Origin of the sequence: Micromonospora sp. NPDC050397, from assembly GCF_044901685.1 — a bacterium.
In the GTDB taxonomy this organism is placed as follows: Bacteria; Actinomycetota; Actinomycetes; order Mycobacteriales; family Micromonosporaceae; genus Micromonospora_G.
This window is the reverse complement of record NZ_JBJDPS010000005.1, coordinates 139,105-156,665: the sequence shown is the minus strand read 5'-3', so window position 1 is coordinate 156,665 and position 17,561 is coordinate 139,105. Positions and strand designations below refer to the sequence as shown.

At 70.1% G+C, this 17,561-nt stretch carries 15 protein-coding genes; 8 read left to right on the top strand and 7 right to left on the bottom strand.

Annotated features, from left to right (window positions below; genetic code table 11):
- Nucleotides 1-8: 8 nt before the first annotated feature.
- Nucleotides 9-566 carry an NADPH-dependent FMN reductase gene (locus ACI2K4_RS19585; protein ID WP_404513124.1) on the bottom strand — a complete coding sequence of 186 codons (558 nt, stop codon included), beginning with the start codon at nt 564-566 and terminating at the stop codon, nt 9-11.
- A gap of 317 nt (nt 567-883) precedes the next feature.
- On the opposite strand from ACI2K4_RS19585, the gene ACI2K4_RS19580 reads away from it, so the two are divergent.
- A complete protein-coding gene (locus tag ACI2K4_RS19580) occupies nt 884-1,393 on the top strand; it encodes a methylated-DNA--[protein]-cysteine S-methyltransferase (protein ID WP_404513123.1) in 510 nt (169 codons plus the stop codon).
- Nucleotides 1,394-1,583: 190 nt separating this feature from the next.
- Here ACI2K4_RS19580 and ACI2K4_RS19575 read toward each other — a convergent pair whose 3' ends face one another.
- The gene (locus ACI2K4_RS19575) at nt 1,584-2,663 is read right to left on the bottom strand and encodes an inositol-3-phosphate synthase (protein WP_404513122.1); all 1,080 of its coding nucleotides are present in this window, start codon (nt 2,661-2,663) and stop codon (nt 1,584-1,586) included.
- Nucleotides 2,664-2,683: 20 nt separating this feature from the next.
- Nucleotides 2,684-3,331: a PadR family transcriptional regulator gene (locus ACI2K4_RS19570; RefSeq protein WP_404513121.1), complete on the bottom strand. Its 648-nt coding sequence runs from the start codon at nt 3,329-3,331 to the stop codon at nt 2,684-2,686.
- A 176-nt stretch (nt 3,332-3,507) separates the two neighbouring features.
- On the opposite strand from ACI2K4_RS19570, the gene ACI2K4_RS19565 reads away from it, so the two are divergent.
- Nucleotides 3,508-3,969: a DUF5318 domain-containing protein gene (locus ACI2K4_RS19565; RefSeq protein WP_404513120.1), complete on the top strand. Its 462-nt coding sequence runs from the start codon at nt 3,508-3,510 to the stop codon at nt 3,967-3,969.
- Nucleotides 3,970-4,285: 316 nt separating this feature from the next.
- Here ACI2K4_RS19565 and ACI2K4_RS19560 read toward each other — a convergent pair whose 3' ends face one another.
- Nucleotides 4,286-4,657 (bottom strand): hypothetical protein, encoded by a 372-nt coding sequence (locus ACI2K4_RS19560; protein ID WP_404513119.1) that lies wholly within the window; start codon nt 4,655-4,657, stop codon nt 4,286-4,288.
- A 79-nt stretch (nt 4,658-4,736) separates the two neighbouring features.
- Here ACI2K4_RS19560 and ACI2K4_RS19555 point away from each other — a divergent pair, with 79 nt between their 5' ends.
- Together ACI2K4_RS19555 and ACI2K4_RS19550 are read left to right on the top strand one after the other, a co-directional pair.
- Entirely contained in the window at nt 4,737-7,142 is a 2,406-nt protein-coding gene (locus ACI2K4_RS19555) for a transglycosylase domain-containing protein (RefSeq protein ID WP_404513118.1), read from the top strand.
- Between the two features lie 121 nt (nt 7,143-7,263).
- Complete coding sequence (locus tag ACI2K4_RS19550) at nt 7,264-8,802, top strand: glycosyltransferase family 87 protein (RefSeq protein ID WP_404513117.1); 1,539 nt, start codon at nt 7,264-7,266, stop codon at nt 8,800-8,802.
- Between the two features lie 135 nt (nt 8,803-8,937).
- Here ACI2K4_RS19550 and ACI2K4_RS19545 read toward each other — a convergent pair whose 3' ends face one another.
- Both ACI2K4_RS19545 and ACI2K4_RS19540 read right to left on the bottom strand, forming a co-directional pair.
- The gene (locus ACI2K4_RS19545) at nt 8,938-11,220 is read right to left on the bottom strand and encodes a hypothetical protein (protein ID WP_404513116.1); all 2,283 of its coding nucleotides are present in this window, start codon (nt 11,218-11,220) and stop codon (nt 8,938-8,940) included.
- Between the two features lie 12 nt (nt 11,221-11,232).
- Nucleotides 11,233-12,009 (bottom strand): deoxyribonuclease IV, encoded by a 777-nt coding sequence (locus ACI2K4_RS19540; RefSeq protein WP_404513115.1) that lies wholly within the window; start codon nt 12,007-12,009, stop codon nt 11,233-11,235.
- Nucleotides 12,010-13,027: 1,018 nt separating this feature from the next.
- Here ACI2K4_RS19540 and rpsF point away from each other — a divergent pair.
- From rpsF to rplI, 4 genes are all read left to right on the top strand, one after another.
- Nucleotides 13,028-13,318 (top strand): 30S ribosomal protein S6, encoded by a 291-nt coding sequence (gene rpsF, locus ACI2K4_RS19535; protein WP_121157770.1) that lies wholly within the window; start codon nt 13,028-13,030, stop codon nt 13,316-13,318.
- Nucleotides 13,319-13,400: 82 nt separating this feature from the next.
- Nucleotides 13,401-13,946 carry a single-stranded DNA-binding protein gene (locus tag ACI2K4_RS19530; RefSeq protein WP_404513114.1) on the top strand — a complete coding sequence of 182 codons (546 nt, stop codon included), beginning with the start codon at nt 13,401-13,403 and terminating at the stop codon, nt 13,944-13,946.
- A 44-nt stretch (nt 13,947-13,990) separates the two neighbouring features.
- Complete coding sequence (rpsR, locus tag ACI2K4_RS19525) at nt 13,991-14,230, top strand: 30S ribosomal protein S18 (protein ID WP_007073789.1); 240 nt, start codon at nt 13,991-13,993, stop codon at nt 14,228-14,230.
- A gap of 14 nt (nt 14,231-14,244) precedes the next feature.
- Nucleotides 14,245-14,694: a 50S ribosomal protein L9 gene (gene rplI / locus ACI2K4_RS19520; RefSeq protein ID WP_404513113.1), complete on the top strand. Its 450-nt coding sequence runs from the start codon at nt 14,245-14,247 to the stop codon at nt 14,692-14,694.
- 66 nt (nt 14,695-14,760) lie between these two features.
- Here the strand turns inward: rplI and ACI2K4_RS19515 are convergent, their stop codons facing one another.
- Nucleotides 14,761-17,172, bottom strand: coding sequence for a hypothetical protein (locus tag ACI2K4_RS19515; protein ID WP_404513112.1), 2,412 nt, complete (start codon nt 17,170-17,172; stop codon nt 14,761-14,763).
- Between the last annotated feature and the right edge of the window lie 389 nt (nt 17,173-17,561).

Below are 17,561 nucleotides of genomic sequence, written 5' to 3'. Positions count from 1 at the left end.
CGGCGGTGCTACTTGCGCAGCGTCTTGAGCGCGCCGCCCCAGGCGACCACCTGGTCGAGCACGGTGTTCAGGGTGTCGTCGTGCATCGGGGCCGGCTTGAACACGCTGTAGTTCTCGAAGTCACTGTGCAGCGTGAGCGCGACCTGGGCGCGGACGGTCGCGACCTGGAGTTCGGCCATGATCAGGCGGAGGTGCTCGACCGCGCGGGTGCCACCGACACTGCCGTAGCTGACGAAGCCGGCCGCCTTGTTGTTCCACTCGCCGTACAGGTAGTCGATCGCGTTCTTCAGGGCACCCGAGGTGGAGTGGTTGTACTCCGGGGTGACAAAGACGTACGCGTCGAACTCGGCGATCTTCGCGGCCCACTCCTTGGTGTGCTCGTTGGCGTACTGCCCCATCGACGGCGGGATCGCCTCGTCGAGATGGGGGAGGTTGTAGGTCGCGATGTCGACCAGCTCGAACTCGGCGTCGGTGCGCTTGCTCGCGAGGTCGAGGACCCAGCGGGCGACGGCCTCGCCGTTACGACCCGGCCGGGTGCTGCCGAGGATGATGGCTACCTTGGTCATCTTCGATCTTCCTTTACTAGGGTGACGTGTCATCCCTGGACATCGCCGTAGCCAGGATGACACGTCACCCTCGCTTGGATCGGTAGACGTGACGCACGCCTCACGGCTCGCCGGACAACACCGGTACCAATGCGGAGATGAGTACAACCGAGTGGCAAAAAGTCCGGTTGGCGCCAGCATCGCACGTACGGCCGGGGCAGGCCGGGGCTTCCGGGAGCCTGCCCGTTTCCGGTGCTGAGCAGCCTCGTCGCGTCCGCCACCCAGCTCGCCGTCCACCTCCACCGGCCCGAGTCGGGCGGCGGTTGGATACTGGGTCGATGCGCTGGACCCTGCTCGACTCACCGATCGGTGAACTCTCCGTCGCCGTCGACCGGCTCGGTGTCTGCGGGGTGCAGTTCGGTCCGGTCGAGGGCGCGGTCCCGGCCGGGGTGGAGCCGGCCGAACCCGTGCCGGGCGATGCCGGACGGTGGCGGCAGGACGCGATCGAGCAGTTGCGGTCGTACTTCGCCGGCGAACTGACGGAATTCACCGTTCCGCTCTCCGTGCTCCGGGGCTCGGCCTTCGAACGGGCGGTGTGGCGCGAGATGTCGACCATCCCGTACGGCGAGATGCGCACGTACGGCGAAGTGGCACTGGCGGTGGGCGACCCGGGCGCGGCCCGTGCGGTGGGGGTGGCCTGCAACCGGAACCCGATCCCGGTGATCGTGCCCTGTCACCGGATCGTCGGCGCCAACGGCAAGCTCGTCGGCTTCGGCGGTGGCCTGCCCCGCAAGCGCCACCTGCTGGAACTCGAGGCCCGGGTGGCGCTGGAGCGGGCCTGGGGCTGACCTGGGCCCCGTCCGGCCGATCAACGGTGCTCGGCTCGGCTGGTCCACGGTGCTTTGCTCGGGCCGATCCACGGCGTGAGCGTCACCGCGCCGACCCCGTGACCACGGACGCGGCGAGGGCCGGGTCCGTGGTGGACCCGGCCCTCGCGCGCGCTGACCGCTGCTCAGCGCCGGCTGTTCAGGCGATCGCTCAGCGCTCGACCTTGCCGGCGATGAAGTCCTCGACCGACTGGTGCGCGTCGTGGTCCGAGTACTGCACCGGGGGCGACTTCATGAAGTAGGACGACGCCGAGAGGATCGGGCCGCCGATGCCCCGGTCCAGGGCGATCTTCGCCGCGCGTACCGCGTCGATGATGACGCCGGCCGAGTTCGGCGAGTCCCAGACCTCGAGCTTGAGTTCGGCGTTGAGCGGCACGTCGCCGAAGGAACGACCCTCCAGGCGGATGTACGCCCACTTGCGGTCGTCGAGCCACGGCACGTGGTCCGACGGCCCGATGTGCACGTCGCCCTTGTTGATCTCGTGCGGGATCTGCGAGGTGACCGACTGGGTCTTCGAGATCTTCTTCGAGACCAGGCGGGTGCGCTCCAGCATGTTCATGAAGTCCATGTTGCCGCCGAAGTTGAGCTGGTACGTCCGCAGCAGCTCGACCCCACGGTCCTCGAAGAGCTTGGCCAGCGCGCGGTGCACGATGGTGGCACCGACCTGGCTCTTGATGTCGTCGCCGACGATCGGCAGGCCGGCGTCGGTGAACTTCTGCGCCCACGCCGGGTCGGAGGCGATGAAGACGGGGAGCGCGTTCACGAACGCGCAGCCGGCGTCGATCGCCGCCTGGGCGTAGAACTTGTCCGCCTGTTCCGAGCCGACCGGCAGGTAGGAGACGACCACGTCGACCCGGGCGTCCCGCAGCGCCTGCGCCACGTCGGCCGGCTCGCGGTCGGACTCCTGGACGATCTCCCGGTAGTACTGGCCCAGCCCGTCCAGGGTCGGACCGCGCTGGACGACAACACCGGTCGGCGGTACGTCGGCCAACTTGATGGTGTTGTTCTCGCTGGCCACGATCGCCTCGGCCAGGTCCATGCCGACCTTCTTGGCGTCGACGTCGAACGCCGCGACGAACTCCACGTCCGAGACGTGGTAGTCGCCAAAGGTCACGTGCATGAGACCGGGGACGCGGTCGTTGGGGTCGGCGTTGCGGTAGTACTCCACACCCTGGACCAGGGACGAGGCGCAGTTACCCACACCGACGATGGCGACGCGGACGGAACCCATCGCGTTTGCCTCCTTCTTCATCACGGCCGCTCCGGCTCATTGCTGGGCTGCTGCCCTGGCGGAGGCGGGCTTATCTCGGTTGATGGGGTCCCGGCCGCACCCGTCGTGGGTGCCGCGGGAGCCCGGCCGGAGCGCTCGTTGGCGATGAGCTCCTCCAGCCAGCGGACTTCGCGTTCGCAGGCGTCGAGCCCGTGGCGCTGAAGTTCGAGTGTGTACGCGTCGAGGCGTTCGGCCGCCCGGCCGAGCACGTCGCGTAGGCCCTCGCGACGTTCCTCGATCTTGCGTCGGCGACCTTCCAGGATCCGTAGTCGGGTGGCCTGGTCGGTACGGGCGAAGAACGCGAAGTGAACCCCGAACCCGGTGTCCTCGTACGTCTCCGGACCGGTCTGCGCGATGAGTTCGGCGAACCGTTCCTTGCCCTCCGCCGTGATTTTGTAGACCACCCGACCCCGACGGCTGGTCAGCGCGGGGACCACCTCGCTGGTGACCGATGTCTCGGCCGCCTCGGCTATCCAACCGGCGGCCTGGAGCCGGCGTAGCGTCGGGTAGAGCGAGCCGTAGCTGATCGCGGCCCGGATGGCGCCGAGCTTGGCGGCGAGCTCTTTGCGCAGCTCATAGCCGTGCATTGGGGACTCCTGCAGCAGGCCGAGGACGGCGAGTTCAAGCATTTGGCGCCAACCCTCCATTCCCCGCTTGCATCCCGGTAATCCACCCGATGTATCGGCCCGATACATCGCACCGTAGACCCACGAGGGTGACGAGGGCAAACCCTGTTCGGCACCCGTGTCGCTACAGAGTGTGACGGTGGTCGCCTCGCCCGCCCGAACCGCGTACCCTTCACCGCATGCGTACGCAGCGCCAGGTGGTGGACTACTCGCTCCAGAAGCGGGCGGTACTGCGCGAGGTGTACGCCGGACGGGTCGGCACGTACGAGGTCTGTGACGCATCTCCGTACCTGAAGAACGCCGCTCGCTTCCACGGCGAGCCGACCGAGGTGCGCTGTCCGATCTGCCGGCGCGAGAATCTCACCCACGTCCACTACATTTACGGCGATGAGCTCAAGCAGTCCGCCGGACAGGCGCGCACGTTGGCGGAGTTGCCCGTGCTCGCCATGACTGTGCGTGAGTTCCAGGTCTACGTGGTCGAGGTGTGCCGCGCCTGTGACTGGAACCATCTCGTCGAGCAGTACCTGCTCGGACGGGACGGCGTCGCCAACGACCAGGGTGAGTCACCCGTCGGCGAAGCCGTCGCGGCCACCGGCTCCCGGGCACCCACCGCCCGGCGAAGGCGTGAGGCGCGCAGGTGAACCCACCGCCCCCGGCCCTTAGCACGGTTCCCCCGACATATCAGGGCGAGTGGCGGATTCCTAACCGGATAAGTCCGGAAATTCCCGAAGCGGCTGCAGGCAATGGGCGATCCCGGCCAAGCTTGCAGCGTGTTCTAGCTCACGGCAACCCGGTGGCAGCGCTCGCGCGCGTCACCGCGACCGGCAGGGTGTGACAAATGAACTCGTACGGCGACCCCAGTTCCGCACGCGGTCAGGCCCGTCCCGGGCCGAACGGCGAACCCGGACCGGCGGCGGACGACCCGTACCGGCGTCCGGACCCGGACGCCCAACCGACCTACCGCTCCTCCGCGCCCGCAGGCGCGGCCGGAAGTTGGTCCGCCAACGGCGGTGCGAACGGCAGCAACGGATCATCAGGCTCGGCGACGCCCAGGGGCGCCGCTTCGGTCGGTCCCGCGTCGAGTGGACGCGCGTCGGTCGGCTCGGCCTCCGTGGGCGGCGCTCGCGGCGCGGCTCCGAGCGGCCCGGGAGCGTCGGCCGGCAGAGCGTCGGCGTCGAGAGGCGCGGCCTCGGTCGGCTCCGCCTCCGTCGGTTCGGCTTCGGTCGGCTCGGCGTCGAGGGGCTCCGCCTCCGTCGGTTCGGCCTCGGTGGGTTCGGCCTCGGTCGGCTCCGCCTCGCCGGGACGGGCGCGGGTCGGCGGCCGGGCCACACCGCCAGGCCCGGACGGTGGCTACGCCGGTCCGGCTGGCCGGGCCAGCGTCGGTTCGGCCTCGGTGGGCAGTGCGGGCATGGCCGGTCGGGCGAGCGTGCGCCCCGGTGGCGCGGGCGGACCGGGAGGCCCGGACGGCCCCGACGGTCCGGGCCGGCGCGGTTCGCGCGGCAGCGGAGATCCGGAGGCACAGCGCAAGGCCAAGATCCGTCGTCGGGTCAACTGGCTGATTGCCGGCTTCGCCGTGCTGATCATGCTGGCCGGCGGTGGCGTGGTGGGCGTGACCTACTACTCCACCCAGGTGCTGCTGCCGGCGGACATGACGCTCCCGCTCTCCAGCACGATCTACGCCAACAACGGCACGAAGGAGCTGGTGAAGCTCGGCGAGGTCAACCGGAACTTCGTCACCATCGACCAGATCCCGGACTACGTGGAGAGGTCGGTCGCCTCGGCCGAGGACCGGAACTTCTACACCCACGGCGGTCTCGACTACGTCGGTATCGCCCGTGCCGCCTGGAACAACTTCACCGGCGGAAGCAAGCAAGGTGCCTCCACGATCACCCAGCAGTACGCCCGGAACGCGATGGAGCTGACCGGTGGCTACGGCCGTAAGGTCAAGGAAGCCGTACTCGCGTCGAAGCTGAACGAGAAGTACCCCAAGCCGAAGATCATGGAGTTCTACCTGAACACCATCTACTTCGGTCGTGGCGCGTACGGCATCGACGCGGCGGCGCAGGCGTACTTCGGCAAGCCGGTGGACAAGCTGACCATCGCCGAGGGCGCGGTGCTGGCGGCGGTCATCAAGCAGCCGCAGCCGGACTCGCTGACCGGCCACAAGGGCTACGACCCGGCCGAGAACCTGGAGGCGGCCAAGGGCCGGTGGGACTACGTCCTCTCGGGCATGATCGAGAAGCAGTGGCTGAAGCCGGAGGAGAAGCCCGCCGAGTACCCGAAGTTCAAGGAGAAGCCGAAGGACGCGGCCAACTGCGGCCTCGAATGCGGCATCAACACCCCGGTCGGCAACGTGGTCAACTACGTTCGCGACGAGATGGTGCAGATGAAGATCTGCGCCGACGCGGACTCCTGTATCAAGCAGATCCGGGACGGTGGCTACAAGATCACCACCACCATCGACCCGAAGATGCAGCAGGCGATGGAGTCGGTGGCCTGGCGGAAGGCCAAGGGTTCCGATCTCAGCGACCAGCCGGCCAACCTGATGGCGGCGGCGGCGGCGATCAACCCGAAGACCGGTGGGGTGCTGGCCTACTTCGGCGGTGACAACGGCGTCGGCCACGACTACGCCGGCAAGAACCTGGAAGGCACCCTCACCGGTGGCCACCCGCCGGGCTCGACCTTCAAGATCTACACCCTGGCGGCGGCGCTCCAGGAGGGGATGGCGGTCGAGTCGCGCTGGGACGCCACGGACTACAAGGTTCCCGGTGGTGGCCCGACCGTCAACAACGCGGGCCGCAAACCGAGCTGCGCGAAGTACTGCACGCTGTCGGAATCGACGATCCAGTCGTACAACGTGCCGTTCTACCACGTCACCGAGAAGATCGGCGTGGAGAAGGTGGTCGACATGGCGAAGGCTGCCGGCGTCACCACCATGTGGACGGACGACGGCAAGCCCTACGACCTGACCAAGGGTTCGGGCAAGGAGTCGCCGTTCGACACCTACGTCGGCTTCGGCCAGTACGCGATCACCGTGCTCGACCACGCCAGCGGTGTGGCCACCCTGGCGAACCGGGGCATCTACAACAAGCCGCACTTTGTGCTGAAGGTCGAGCAGAAGGACAAGGAGACCGGCGCCTGGAAGAAGCTCGGCGGCGAGCAGCTCAAGCCGGTGCGACGGATCCGTGCGGAGGTCGCGGACAGCGTCAACGCCGTACTGGAGAAGATTCCGGGGGTCGGCAACGACGAGCTCAGCGGCAACCGGCCCGCCACCGGCAAGACCGGCACCTGGGAGTTGAGCCCGACCAGCCCGGAGAACGCGCACGCCTGGATGGTCGGTGCCACCCCACAGGTGGCCACGGCGGTCTGGGTCGGCAACGTCGGCGACCTGAAGGCGATCAAGGACAAGGCAGGAAACCGGATCGGCGGTGCCGGCCTCCCCGCGGAGGTGTGGAAGGACTTCATGAACCTGGCCCTGAAGGGCCAGAAGGTGGAGAAGTTCCCGGAGCCGCCGAAGGACTTCGGTGACCCGGACGCCGGTAACGGCGAGCGGCCCGCGCCGCCCCCGCCGCCGGCGGGCCAGCCACCGGCCTGCACCAACCCGATCCCGCTCTTCTGCCCGCAGAACGGCAATCCGCCGGGAGGAAACCCGCCGGGGCAGGATCCGCCGGGACAGAACCCGGGCGGACAGAACCCAGGGGGACAGAACCCGGGCGGACAGAACCCAGGGGGACAGAACCCGGGCGGGCAGAACCCAGGCGGCGGTGGCGGCGGCGGCGTGGTTCCGACCCCCACCGGGCGTACCCGAGACTGATGAACGCGGCGGGCCGGCAACCGGGCATTCACCCGGTTGCCGGCCCGTTTCCGTGCCCGGTGTCCGACACGGCCGGGCCGGGCAGGACGGATGACGGTCGCGTACGGCAGGATGCCTGTTCATGAGCGCGCAGCCGACGGCAGGCATCGACGAGCCTGAGAAGGTGGACCACCCCTCCCGCTCGGACGGATTCGTCCGAGGGCTGGCCGAGGCGATCGGTGGCCCCCTCGGCGACCACGCCGTGGGCGTCAACCGGGGCGGCGGCGACCGCAGTGGCGTCTTCTGGACGGCCGCGCGGATCGTGCTGGCCCTGACCTGCCTCACCCTCGCCCTGCACTGGGTGCAGAAGTCGCCGTGCCAGGACGGGGCCTGGCAGAACAACATCCAGTACACCCGGCTCTGCTACACCGACGTGCTCGCGCTCTACTACGCCGAGGGCCTCAACGAGGGCAAGGTCCCCTACCAGGACCACCCGGTCGAGTACCCGGTCGTGACCGGCTACTTCATGGGCGCGCTCGGCCTTCCCGTACACGCGCTCGGTGAATCCCGGCCCGGTCTCAACCAGGGGATGTGGTTCTACAACCTGAACGCGCTGGTGCTCAGCGCGCTCGCGGTGGCGACCGTGGCGATGCTGCTGTCACTGCGCCGGCGTCGACCCTGGGACGCCGCACTCTTCGCGCTCTCACCGGCGCTGCTGGTCACCGCCACGGTCAACTGGGACCTGCTCGCCATCGGGCTCGCCGCGTTCGGTCTCTACGCCTGGGCGAAACGGCGGCCGGTCGCGGCCGGCATCCTGCTCGGGCTGGCCGGCGCCGCGAAACTGTTCCCCCTGTTCATCCTCGGGCCGATACTCGTGCTCGCACTGCGGGCGAACCGGCTGCGTCAGGCACTGGTGACGACCGGCGTGGCCGTGGCCACCGTGGTGGCGGTGAACCTACCGGTGGCGATCCTGTACCGGGAGAGTTGGAACCGCTTCTTCGAGCTGAACAGCGAACGGCCGATCGACTGGGGCACGCTCTGGTACATCGGCCGCTACCTGGACGGCAAGTGGGCCAGCGGCACCCCGGGTGACCAGGGACCGTTCCAGTGGCTGAGCAACCACGTCGACCCGACGCTCAACTACCTGACGTACGCGTTGTTCATCCTGGCCTGTGTCGGTGTCGCCGTGCTCGCGGCGGTGGCGCCGCGCCGGCCCCGGCTGGCGCAGCTCGCCTTCCTCGTCGTCGCCGCGTTCCTCATCTTCAGCAAGGTCTGGTCCCAGCAGTACACGCTCTGGCTGCTGCCGCTGCTGGTGCTCGCCCGGCCGCGCTGGGGCGCGTTCCTCGCCTGGCAACTCGCCGAGGTCTGCTACTTCGTCGCCTTCTACGGCGAACTGCTCGGCGCCTCGGGCAAGCAGGTCTTCCCGGAGGGTGTGTTCGTGCTCGCCGCCACGCTCCGCTGGGTCACGGTGGTCGTCCTCTGCGTGCTGATCGTGCGCGAGATCCTCCGACCCGAACTCGACCCGGTACGCGCGACCTACGACGACGACCCGGACGGCGGGGTGCTCGACGGGGCCCCGGACGCGCCCTGGTTCACCCGCTGGCGTACGGGCAGGAGCGCCGACGGGTCCGGGGCCGCGCCCGAGCCGCCGTCTCCCGGTCAGCCGGTGCCGGTGGCCTGACCGACACCCGCGCTCCAGCCGTACGAGTCGCACCACAGCCCGTACACGTTGAACTGGCCCGGACCGCCGTCGTCACGGTGGTCCGGGCCAGTCTCGTTTGTTGTCCTCCACGCGGTGGGTGCGCGGGTGGACGGCTCAGCCCTGGGCGAGTTGGAAGACGATGGTGTCGCCCCGGTCCTCACGTTGGATGCCGAACTGCTCCACCGGCCGGTCGGCCACCTGCTCCCAGGGCGTACCGACGGCCCGGTCCTTGAGCAGCACCACCGTCTTCACGCCGAGCCCACGCAGGTAGTCGACGCTGGGCTGGTCGGGGAAGCTCTGGGTCAGCTCGCGCACCTCCGCCAGCGAGTCGGGGGTGAACCCGCTGCCGCCGTTCACCACGTCCTGGAACCGGCTGGTCGACCAGAGCATCACGTGCTGGTCGGTCCCCTGGTCGGACGGGAGCACCAGGAGCGGGCCGTCGACCGTACGCAGGGCTGCGGGCTGGGCCGGCACGATCGGGGTCGGGGTCGAGTTGAGCCCTTCGACCAGGACCAGGGCCAGGGGCAGCAGGGTGGCCAGGCGCAGCCACGGACCCGGTCGGGGCGGGATCCGCTCGGCCGCCGAGATGTCCCGGGCCCGTTTGGCGAACGCGCTGACCGCGCCCGCCGCGAGGACGCCGAGCAGCAGCGTCGTCCAGATCATCAACCGACCCGGGGTACGCAGCCCGTCCCAACCGGGCAGGTTCTCGAAGAGCGGCAGGTAGGTGAACCTGCCGCCGAAGAACTCGGTGCCCATGGCGAGGATGCCGGTGGCGAGCACCGAGGCGAGCAGCAGCAGCCGCTGCCGTACGGTCCAGACGGAGAAGAACAGGCCGGCAAGGGCCAGCGCGTACAGCGCGAAGCCGGGCAGCAGGGTGTTCTCCGGCGCCCACGGCAGCCCGGCCCGGGCCGCGTCGTGCACGCCACCCCAGAGCAGCGACTCCTTCGGGGCGACAACGAACCCACTGGGCGGTGGCGAGTAGAGCGCGAGGTCGCCGACCGTACGCTTGGCGTTCGGGTGCAGCTCGGCGACCTTGAAGTACGGGATGGCGAGCAGCGCGCCGATTCCGGCGAAGATCACCGCTCCCCAGATGTCGGCCAACAGCAGCCGGATCCCGAGCGGCCGGCGCTCCTTCCACACCCAGGTACGCCGGACGAACCAGGTCACCACGGCGACGAGCATGATCAGCGCCAGGAAGTACGCGAACGGCAGTCCGATGCCGAAGCCGAGGCTGAGCTGCCAGGCAGCGACCAGCCACCCGGCCAGCGCCCAGCCCGCGTGGGTACGTTCCGGCCGGAACCCGTGTCGCAGCGACCAGCCGTGTCCCCGGGCCAGCATCGCCAGCGCCAGCGGAATCCCGCCGTTGGAGAGCACGTGCAGGTGACCGGACTGGGAGAGCAGCCACGGCGGATAGGCGTACGCCACCGCGGCCACCGCCGCGCCGATCTTGCCGCCGCCGAGCTGACGCACCAACGCGTACGCGCCGATCGCGGCGAGCGCGTGCGCCAGCACGAAGATGATGTTGTAGCGGAGAACGGCGGCCATCGGACCGTCCCCGATCATCCCTGCCGGCGCGTAGCCGAGCAGGGTGTCGGAGAAGGCGAAGCTCCACGACTCCGGGTAAAAGGCGTTCGACTGCCAGAGCAGCGCCGGATTGGTCAGCAGGATGTGCCCGGACCAGGACATCTGCCACGCCTGGAGGGTCGGGTCCCAGATGTCCTGCGGGATGGTGTGTTGCGGGTAGCGCAGGGTCGGCCAGGTCATGGCGACGGCGAGCGCCAGACCGACCAGGGTCGCCAGGCTCCACTCGTGGACCAGCATGCGACCGATCGCCCGGCCGACCCGGCCGACCGGTCCGGGGACCGATTCCGGTGCCGGCCCGAAGGCGGACCACTTGTCCACCGGTTCGGCCTCGGTCCCCCCGCCCTCGACGGTCACGGCGCGCGCGACCCCGGCCGGTGCCGTACGGCCGATCGGCCAGAACCGCCGCCAGCCGGTCCGGGGGGACGCGGTTGCCGCCGTGGCGCCGGCCGGGCCGACGGTGCCCAGGTCGATCACGGTTGGTTTTGTGCTGTCCGCAGGACCGGTGGTCGGCTCGGTCTTGCCGCTCGGCTCGGTCTTGGCGGCGGCTTCCGATTCGGCGGTCGGCTCGGTCTTGCTGGCCGCTTCGGTCTTGGCGGCCGTATCGGTCTTGGCGGCGGATTCGGTACTGCTCGCCGGGTCGGTGGTGGCGGCCGGTGTGGGGGTGCTGGTCGAGGCGACGTCGGTCGGCTCGTGGGTCGCGGATCCGTTGGTGGTGGGTCCGGACCCGCCGTTCGTCGTACCGTTCGCGGTGCCGGAAGCCGCCCGCGCCGCGTCGGCCGGCACGTCGGTGGCGTTTGACTGGTCCGTTGTCATCAGGCTGTTCCCCTACCGGCCCACGCGGTCGCGCAGATATGCGATGTCCGCGCCCTGACCGTCGGCCCCGCCCGGCGTCTCCACGACAACCGGGGCGCCAGCGGCTCGGATCACGGCGACCACCAGGTCGGGGTCGATTCTTCCCTGTCCCAGATTGTCGTGCCGGTCGCGACCGGAGTCGAACCCGTCCTTCGAGTCGTTCGCGTGGATCAGGTCGATCCGGCCGGTGATCGCCTTGACCCGGTCGACGATGTCCAGCAGGTCCTCACCGCCCGCGTGCGCGTGGCAGGTGTCAAGGCAGAAGCCGACACCGTACTCGCCGACGGCGTCCCAGAGTCGGGCGAGCGAGTCGAACCGGCGGGCACAGGCGTTCTCCCCGCCAGCGGTGTTCTCGATCAGCACCGGAGTGGCGAAGCCGCCGGTCTCGGCCGCGTACGCGAAGGTCTTGCGCCAGTTGTCGTAGCCCTTGGTGATGTCGTCGCCCTTGTTGACGTGCCCGCCGTGCACCACCAGCCCGCGCGCGCCCACCGTCGCCGCCGCGTTGGCGTGGTCGACCAGGAGCTTGCGGCTGGGGATCCGGATCCGGTTGTTCGGCGTCGCCACGTTGATCACGTACGGCGCGTGGATGTAGACGTCGACCTCGGCGGCGCGCAACCGGTCGGCGTCGGCGCGCGGTTCCGGTGGCTTCCAACCCTGCGGGTCGGCGAGGAAGAACTGGACGACGTCCGCCTTCCGGAGGGTTGCCTCGTCCAACGGGTCCGCGGAATCGACGTGGGCTCCGATACGCATGAGGGCGAGCCTACGTCCCGACACCGTCACCCGACATCGCGGCGGACCACGGCCGGCGTCCGCCGTCGCCTCGGGGGATACCGCGTTACCGCCCGGTGTGCCGGTCGTTAGCACTGGTGAGACTCATGGCCCGGTTGATCGGACCGGGCCCGGAACCACTGCCGACCGAGGGATGAAGAAGTGCCGCCGCTGATCCGTCACCGCCACGCCACCGTGGCCGTCGCCGCGTTGTTCGCGGGCGCGCCGCCGTTGGCGACAGCGGTCGCGGTCGGGCCGACGGCCGGCGCTTCCGAGCGGGACGGCGTCACCGGCAGCGATGCCCGGCGCGTCGAAGCGCTCCAGGTGCGGTGCTCGCCCGAACCGTCCGCCGATCCCGTGGCGGTCCCGGTTCCGGGGGCGTCCTGCCGGATCGTCGATCCGGCGGTACGGGTCGAGGTGGTACCGGCGGTCGACCGTACGACAGACGTTGATCGATGGCACCCCTCCGCCGCGCGGCCCGGCGCGGCGGAGGGGAGTGCCCTTCCGTCCGCCTGGTCCGCCGGTCCGGCGGCAGAGTTCCCGGCACCGGGCAAGGGGCCCGAAAGGTCCGGCGTGACCGGTCTGCTCGCGCTTGTTGCCACCGTCTGCGTGGTAGGCGTCGGAGCTGGGGCAATTCGGGCTATCGTCGCTCAACGAGCAACACGGACTGTTGTGGCGTAAGATGACAACTCAGTAGGCTCCGCGGGGCGCCTCCTATCCAACCTCATCGGTGTGGTCGTTCCTCCCCAGGTCCCACCCAAAGAATGCGGATAAGGCGCCCCGCGGCTCTGCAAGGAGGGGCCCCTTCCTGTCGATCTTCGACGGGAAGGGGCCCCTGGTAACACCCGTACGCCCGGTGAACGTCCCGGTACGCCCACCGGGTAGTCTGGTCAGGTTGTCTGTGTGCCCGAGGGTCCCCCCGCCGGAGTGCGCGGCAACGACGCACGACCTCCTGCCACGGAAGGACCGTGGCCGCTAGCCCATAGGAGGTGAGCACGTCTTGCGTCATTACGAGATCATGGTCATCCTCGATCCAAGCCTCGAGGAGCGCACCGTCGCCCCGTCGCTCGACACGTACCTCAACGTGATCCGGACCGCGGGTGGCTCGGTGGAGAAGCTCGACGTGTGGGGCCGCCGGCGCCTCTCGTTCGAGATCAACAAGAAGGCCGAGGGCATCTACGCCGTCATCGACCTGCAGGCATCGCCTGCTGCGGTGGCCGAGCTGGACCGTCAGCTACGACTCAACGAGTCCGTGCTGCGTACCAAGGTCATCCGGCCGGAAACGCGCTGACGCGCGTCCTTTCCCGGCACGCCCGGATCAGCCTCAGGGCTCTGTCGTACTGCTCTGGCAGCCTTACGACGGAGTCTGATGAGTGCGCGAGGAGTTGGTCATGGCAGGAGATACCACCATCACGGTCATCGGCAACCTGACTGATGACCCCGAGTTGCGTTTCACCCCGTCCGGCGCGGCGGTTGCCAAGTTCCGGGTCGCTTCCACGCCCCGGTTCATGGACCGGGCCACGAACGAGTGGAAGGACGGCGACCCGCTCTTCCTCGCCTGCACCGTATGGCGGCAGGCGGCGGAGCACGTTGCGGAGTCGTTGCAGCGGGGTGCCCGCGTGATCGTCTCGGGTCGGCTGCGCCAGCGGTCGTACGAGACCCGCGAGGGCGAGAAGCGCACCGTCATCGAGCTGGAGGTCGACGAGATCGGCCCGTCGCTGCGGTACGCCACGGCGAAGGTGCAGAAGATGTCGCGTTCCGGTGGCGGCGGTGGCGGCTTCGGCGCCTCCGGCGGTGGCGGTGGCGGTGGTGGCCAGGGCGGCGGAGGCAACTTCGACGACCCGTGGGCCACGGCAGCACCGGCCTCCTCCGGCTCCGGTTCGGGCGGCGGAAACTTCGACGAAGAGCCCCCGTTCTGATGGCGCCGCCGAGCGCTCGAGATCGCAAACCAGGAGCAAGAGCAATGGCAAAGGCTGCGGCACTGCGCAAGCCGAAGAAGAAGGTGAACCCGCTCGACAAGGACGGGATCACCTACATCGACTACAAGGACACCGCGCTGCTGCGGAAGTTCATCTCCGACCGCGGCAAGATCCGCGCTCGGCGGGTGACCGGGGTCACCTCCCAGCAGCAGCGCCAGATCGCCCGTGCGGTCAAGAACGCCCGTGAGATGGCGCTCCTGCCGTACACGGCCACGGCCCGCTGAGAGGAGACGCTGACATGAAGGTCATCCTGACGCAGGAAGTGTCCGGCCTCGGTTCCCCGGGCGACGTCGTCGAGGTCAAGGACGGCTACGGCCGTAACTACCTGCTGCCGCAGGGCTTCGCCATCGTCTGGACCAAGGGCGCGGAGAAGCAGGTCACGGTCATCAAGCGGGCCCGCTCGGCGCGCGAGATCCGTGACCTCGGGCACGCCACCGAGGTCAAGGGCCAGCTCGAAGGGCTCAAGGTCAGCCTCCGGGCGCGTGCCGGCGACGGCGGCCGCCTCTTCGGCTCGGTCACCCCGGCCGAGGTCGTCGACGCGGTCAAGGCCGCTGGCGGCCCCGTCCTGGACCGGCGCCGGCTGGAGCTTCCCGGCCACATCAAGTCGATCGGTGCGTACCCGGTGCGGGTCAAGCTGCACCCGGAGGTCACCGCCAAGTTCGACCTGAACGTGGTGCAGGGCAAGTAACCGGTACTGACGAGTGAGGGCCGCACCCGTACGGGTGCGGCCCTCACTCGTATCCCTATCCCGTCGTCAGCCGAGCGGCTGGCCGGTGATCACGCTGTACAGCACGGTGGAGAGGCCGCCGCCGACCACCGCCGAGGCGAGCCCCAGACTCGCCGGCCGCCAGGACTTGCTCACCCAGCGCAGCAGCAGCGCCACCACCAGACTGCCCATCAACGCCGCACCGAAGCGCGGCGCGGCGCTGAGGATGGTGGTGAGCGCCTGCGCCCGGTCCGAATCACAGCCGCCCCCGCTGGGGTCCGTGACACAGCCGGGCGGAGGGCTGTTGTCCAGGGTCACCAACCAGACGAAGAAAACCAGCACCGGTACGGCGTACCAGGCGGCGGTGTAGAGCACCGCGGCGAGATGGGTGCCGGGCTCCGCGTCGAGAAGATCCTCCTCGATCCGTCGGGAGATCCGGCCGGGCGAACTGCTCGGGGCCGTACGAGTGCTCGGGGCGGCACGGCCGTCCTCGACCACGCGCCCAGCCTGACCGCTACCCCGCCGACCCCGTCCGGTACGCGTCTCCTCCGGTGCCGGTGCGACCCGGCTGCCAGTGGTCGTCGGTGCGGCGGGACTCGGCGGAGTCATCCTGGGCGGGCGCGGGTAGGCGACCGCCGGTGACCGGGGTGCCGATGTCGGCGTCTCCATCCAGCGCGGGTCGTCGTCGGCCAGCCGGGTGCCGGACCAGAACGTCTCCCCCCGATCACGCCACGACGGACCGTCGCCGCCGCCGCGCTCCTGCTCCTCCAACGCGTCCAGCTCGCTGCGGTCCCAGACACCGGTGTCGGTGAACCGGTCCCACTGGCCCGTGTCGGTGAACGAACTCCAGACCCTCGGCTCGGCCTCGTCGCGGTCAGTACGGTCCGACCCGTCGAAGCGGCCCCGGCGGTCTGTCCCGTCGAACCGGTCCCACTCGCCCGTGTCGGTGAGCCGGTCCCACTGACCGGTGTCGTCGGCCCGGCGCCGACGCCCGGACTGCCGCTCGCCGGTGTCGGTCACCCGGTTCCACTGGCCGGTCTCGGCGAACCGGTCCCGACTCCGTCCACCCGGCGCCGGGTCGGTTGACCCCCGGCGACCCGTGGCCGAACCAGTCGTCGTCCGGTCGTCCGTGGCCGACCCGAAGCCCGTACGGTCCTCGTCGGGTTCGGAACGGTAGCCACGGCCCCGGGTAACCGGCTCACCCGTGCCGGCGGTTGTACGCGGTCCCGCCCACTCGGGGCGCTCGGAACGACTGCCCCGCCCGGCGCGCTCGCCACGGCCGGCACGCTCGCTCCGGCCACCGCGTTCGGCCCGCCCGGTTCCATCGGGCCGGGTGCCTCGTCCGGCCCGGCTGTCCTGGTCATCCCGGGTGCCTCGCTCGGCCCGGCTGGTTGCGTCGGCCCGGCTGTCCCGGTCGCCCCGGGTGCCTCGTCCGGCCCGACCTCCCGCGGTGGTGGGCTCGGCCCGCTCCTCGGCAGTGGCCCAGGCGGCTCGGCCTCCCCGGCTGGTGGGTTCGGCCCGCTCCTCGGGAGTGGCTCGGGCGGCCCGGCCGGTCCGTTCCCGGCGCTCCGTCCGACCTACCGGTTCGTCGCGCTCCACGCGGCGCGATCCAGGATCCGGATCGCGTACGTCGGGGCGGTCGTCCTCGCCGCCCCAGTGCCAGATGCCGGTGTCGGTGAACTGGTCCCACCGGCCCGGTTCCACCGCGCGATCGTCCCAGCGGGGTCTGCCGGTGCGGCTCCACTGCCGGCCGGTGCCGTCACCACCGCCGGTGCTCCACCGGCTGGTGTCGGTCCGCTCGGCGGGACCACCGGTGGGCAGGTCATCCGACCGGTCCCGGTCCGCGCGTCGGCGACCACCCGTCGACGCGCCCCGGCTCGACGAGCCGCCGTCCTGGTCCGCCCCGCCGCTGCTCCAGGTGCTGTCGGACCTCGGGGTCGTGCCCGAGCGGGTGCCGCGTTCGGCGTACCCGCTCGCCGGCCGACGTGCGGGACGGTCGTCCTCGGTCCGGTCGTCGTCGGCGTCCGCGTGCCGACCCGCCCGACCCGGCCGCCGGTCGTCCTCCTCGGCCCGGCGCCGTCCGCCGGTGCTGGGCTCGGGGTTGGACCAGGCGCTCGGCGCGGTCCAGTAGTCCGTGGCCGGGCTGCCGCCGGCCCGCGTGGTCGGCTCGGTCCGGGGCGGGTCGTACGGAAGCTCGTCCGCCCAGGAGCGATCCGGCTCGCCGCCAGCGTGCCGGCCGCTGTCGTTGTCCGCGTTCTCCGCGGACCCCCGCGCCCAACTCGGGGTGTACCGGTCGGGATCACTGCGGTGCGCGCCGCTACGGCGGCTGCTGGGCTGATAACCCTCGCCGGTGTGCGAGTACGGGTCACCGGGGCGCGGATCGCCATCGTCGACCCAGGCGTCGGCTGGTCGCCGCACGGGGCGGGCGAGCTCACCGCGCCCCCAGTCCCGATAGTCCACGGCCGGAGCGTGACCTTTCTGAGATCGAATAGCAATCGACCGTCCGGACAGACATCTCTTAGCCGGCAAAATCGCGCCAGCTCGGACGGAACTCCCTGGACTTCTTTCCTCCACACCGTGGGGACGGAGTACGCCCAAGTCACGGCTGGTACAGGTTACCTTCCCCAGGCGTTATGCACAGCCTGTGCACAGGGCTGCGCACACCCTGGTGCCCACTGTCCACAGGTTGTCCCGAGGCTCGTCCACCGCCGGGTTTGGGGTCCTGACCTCGACTTTCGTATGGTTACCTGGCGGATCCACGCCCCTGACGCGACAGCCTCGGACCGTGCCGAAGGCTGACCCGAACCCGAAAACTTGTCACATCTCGGCGGTTCGCTCAGAGGCGGCCG

Coding starts and splice junctions, on each gene's coding strand:
- ACI2K4_RS19585 (WP_404513124.1), bottom strand. CDS start 566: ATGACCAAGGTAGCCATCATCCTCGGCAGCACCCGGCCGGGTCGTAAC.
- ACI2K4_RS19580 (WP_404513123.1), top strand. CDS start 884: ATGCGCTGGACCCTGCTCGACTCACCGATCGGTGAACTCTCCGTCGCC.
- ACI2K4_RS19575 (WP_404513122.1), bottom strand. CDS start 2,663: ATGGGTTCCGTCCGCGTCGCCATCGTCGGTGTGGGTAACTGCGCCTCG.
- ACI2K4_RS19570 (WP_404513121.1), bottom strand. CDS start 3,331: ATGCTTGAACTCGCCGTCCTCGGCCTGCTGCAGGAGTCCCCAATGCAC.
- ACI2K4_RS19565 (WP_404513120.1), top strand. CDS start 3,508: ATGCGTACGCAGCGCCAGGTGGTGGACTACTCGCTCCAGAAGCGGGCG.
- ACI2K4_RS19555 (WP_404513118.1), top strand. CDS start 4,737: ATGGCCGGTCGGGCGAGCGTGCGCCCCGGTGGCGCGGGCGGACCGGGA.
- ACI2K4_RS19550 (WP_404513117.1), top strand. CDS start 7,264: ATGAGCGCGCAGCCGACGGCAGGCATCGACGAGCCTGAGAAGGTGGAC.
- ACI2K4_RS19545 (WP_404513116.1), bottom strand. CDS start 11,220: ATGACAACGGACCAGTCAAACGCCACCGACGTGCCGGCCGACGCGGCG.
- ACI2K4_RS19540 (WP_404513115.1), bottom strand. CDS start 12,009: ATGCGTATCGGAGCCCACGTCGATTCCGCGGACCCGTTGGACGAGGCA.
- rpsR (WP_007073789.1), top strand. CDS start 13,991: ATGGCAAAGGCTGCGGCACTGCGCAAGCCGAAGAAGAAGGTGAACCCG.
- rplI (WP_404513113.1), top strand. CDS start 14,245: ATGAAGGTCATCCTGACGCAGGAAGTGTCCGGCCTCGGTTCCCCGGGC.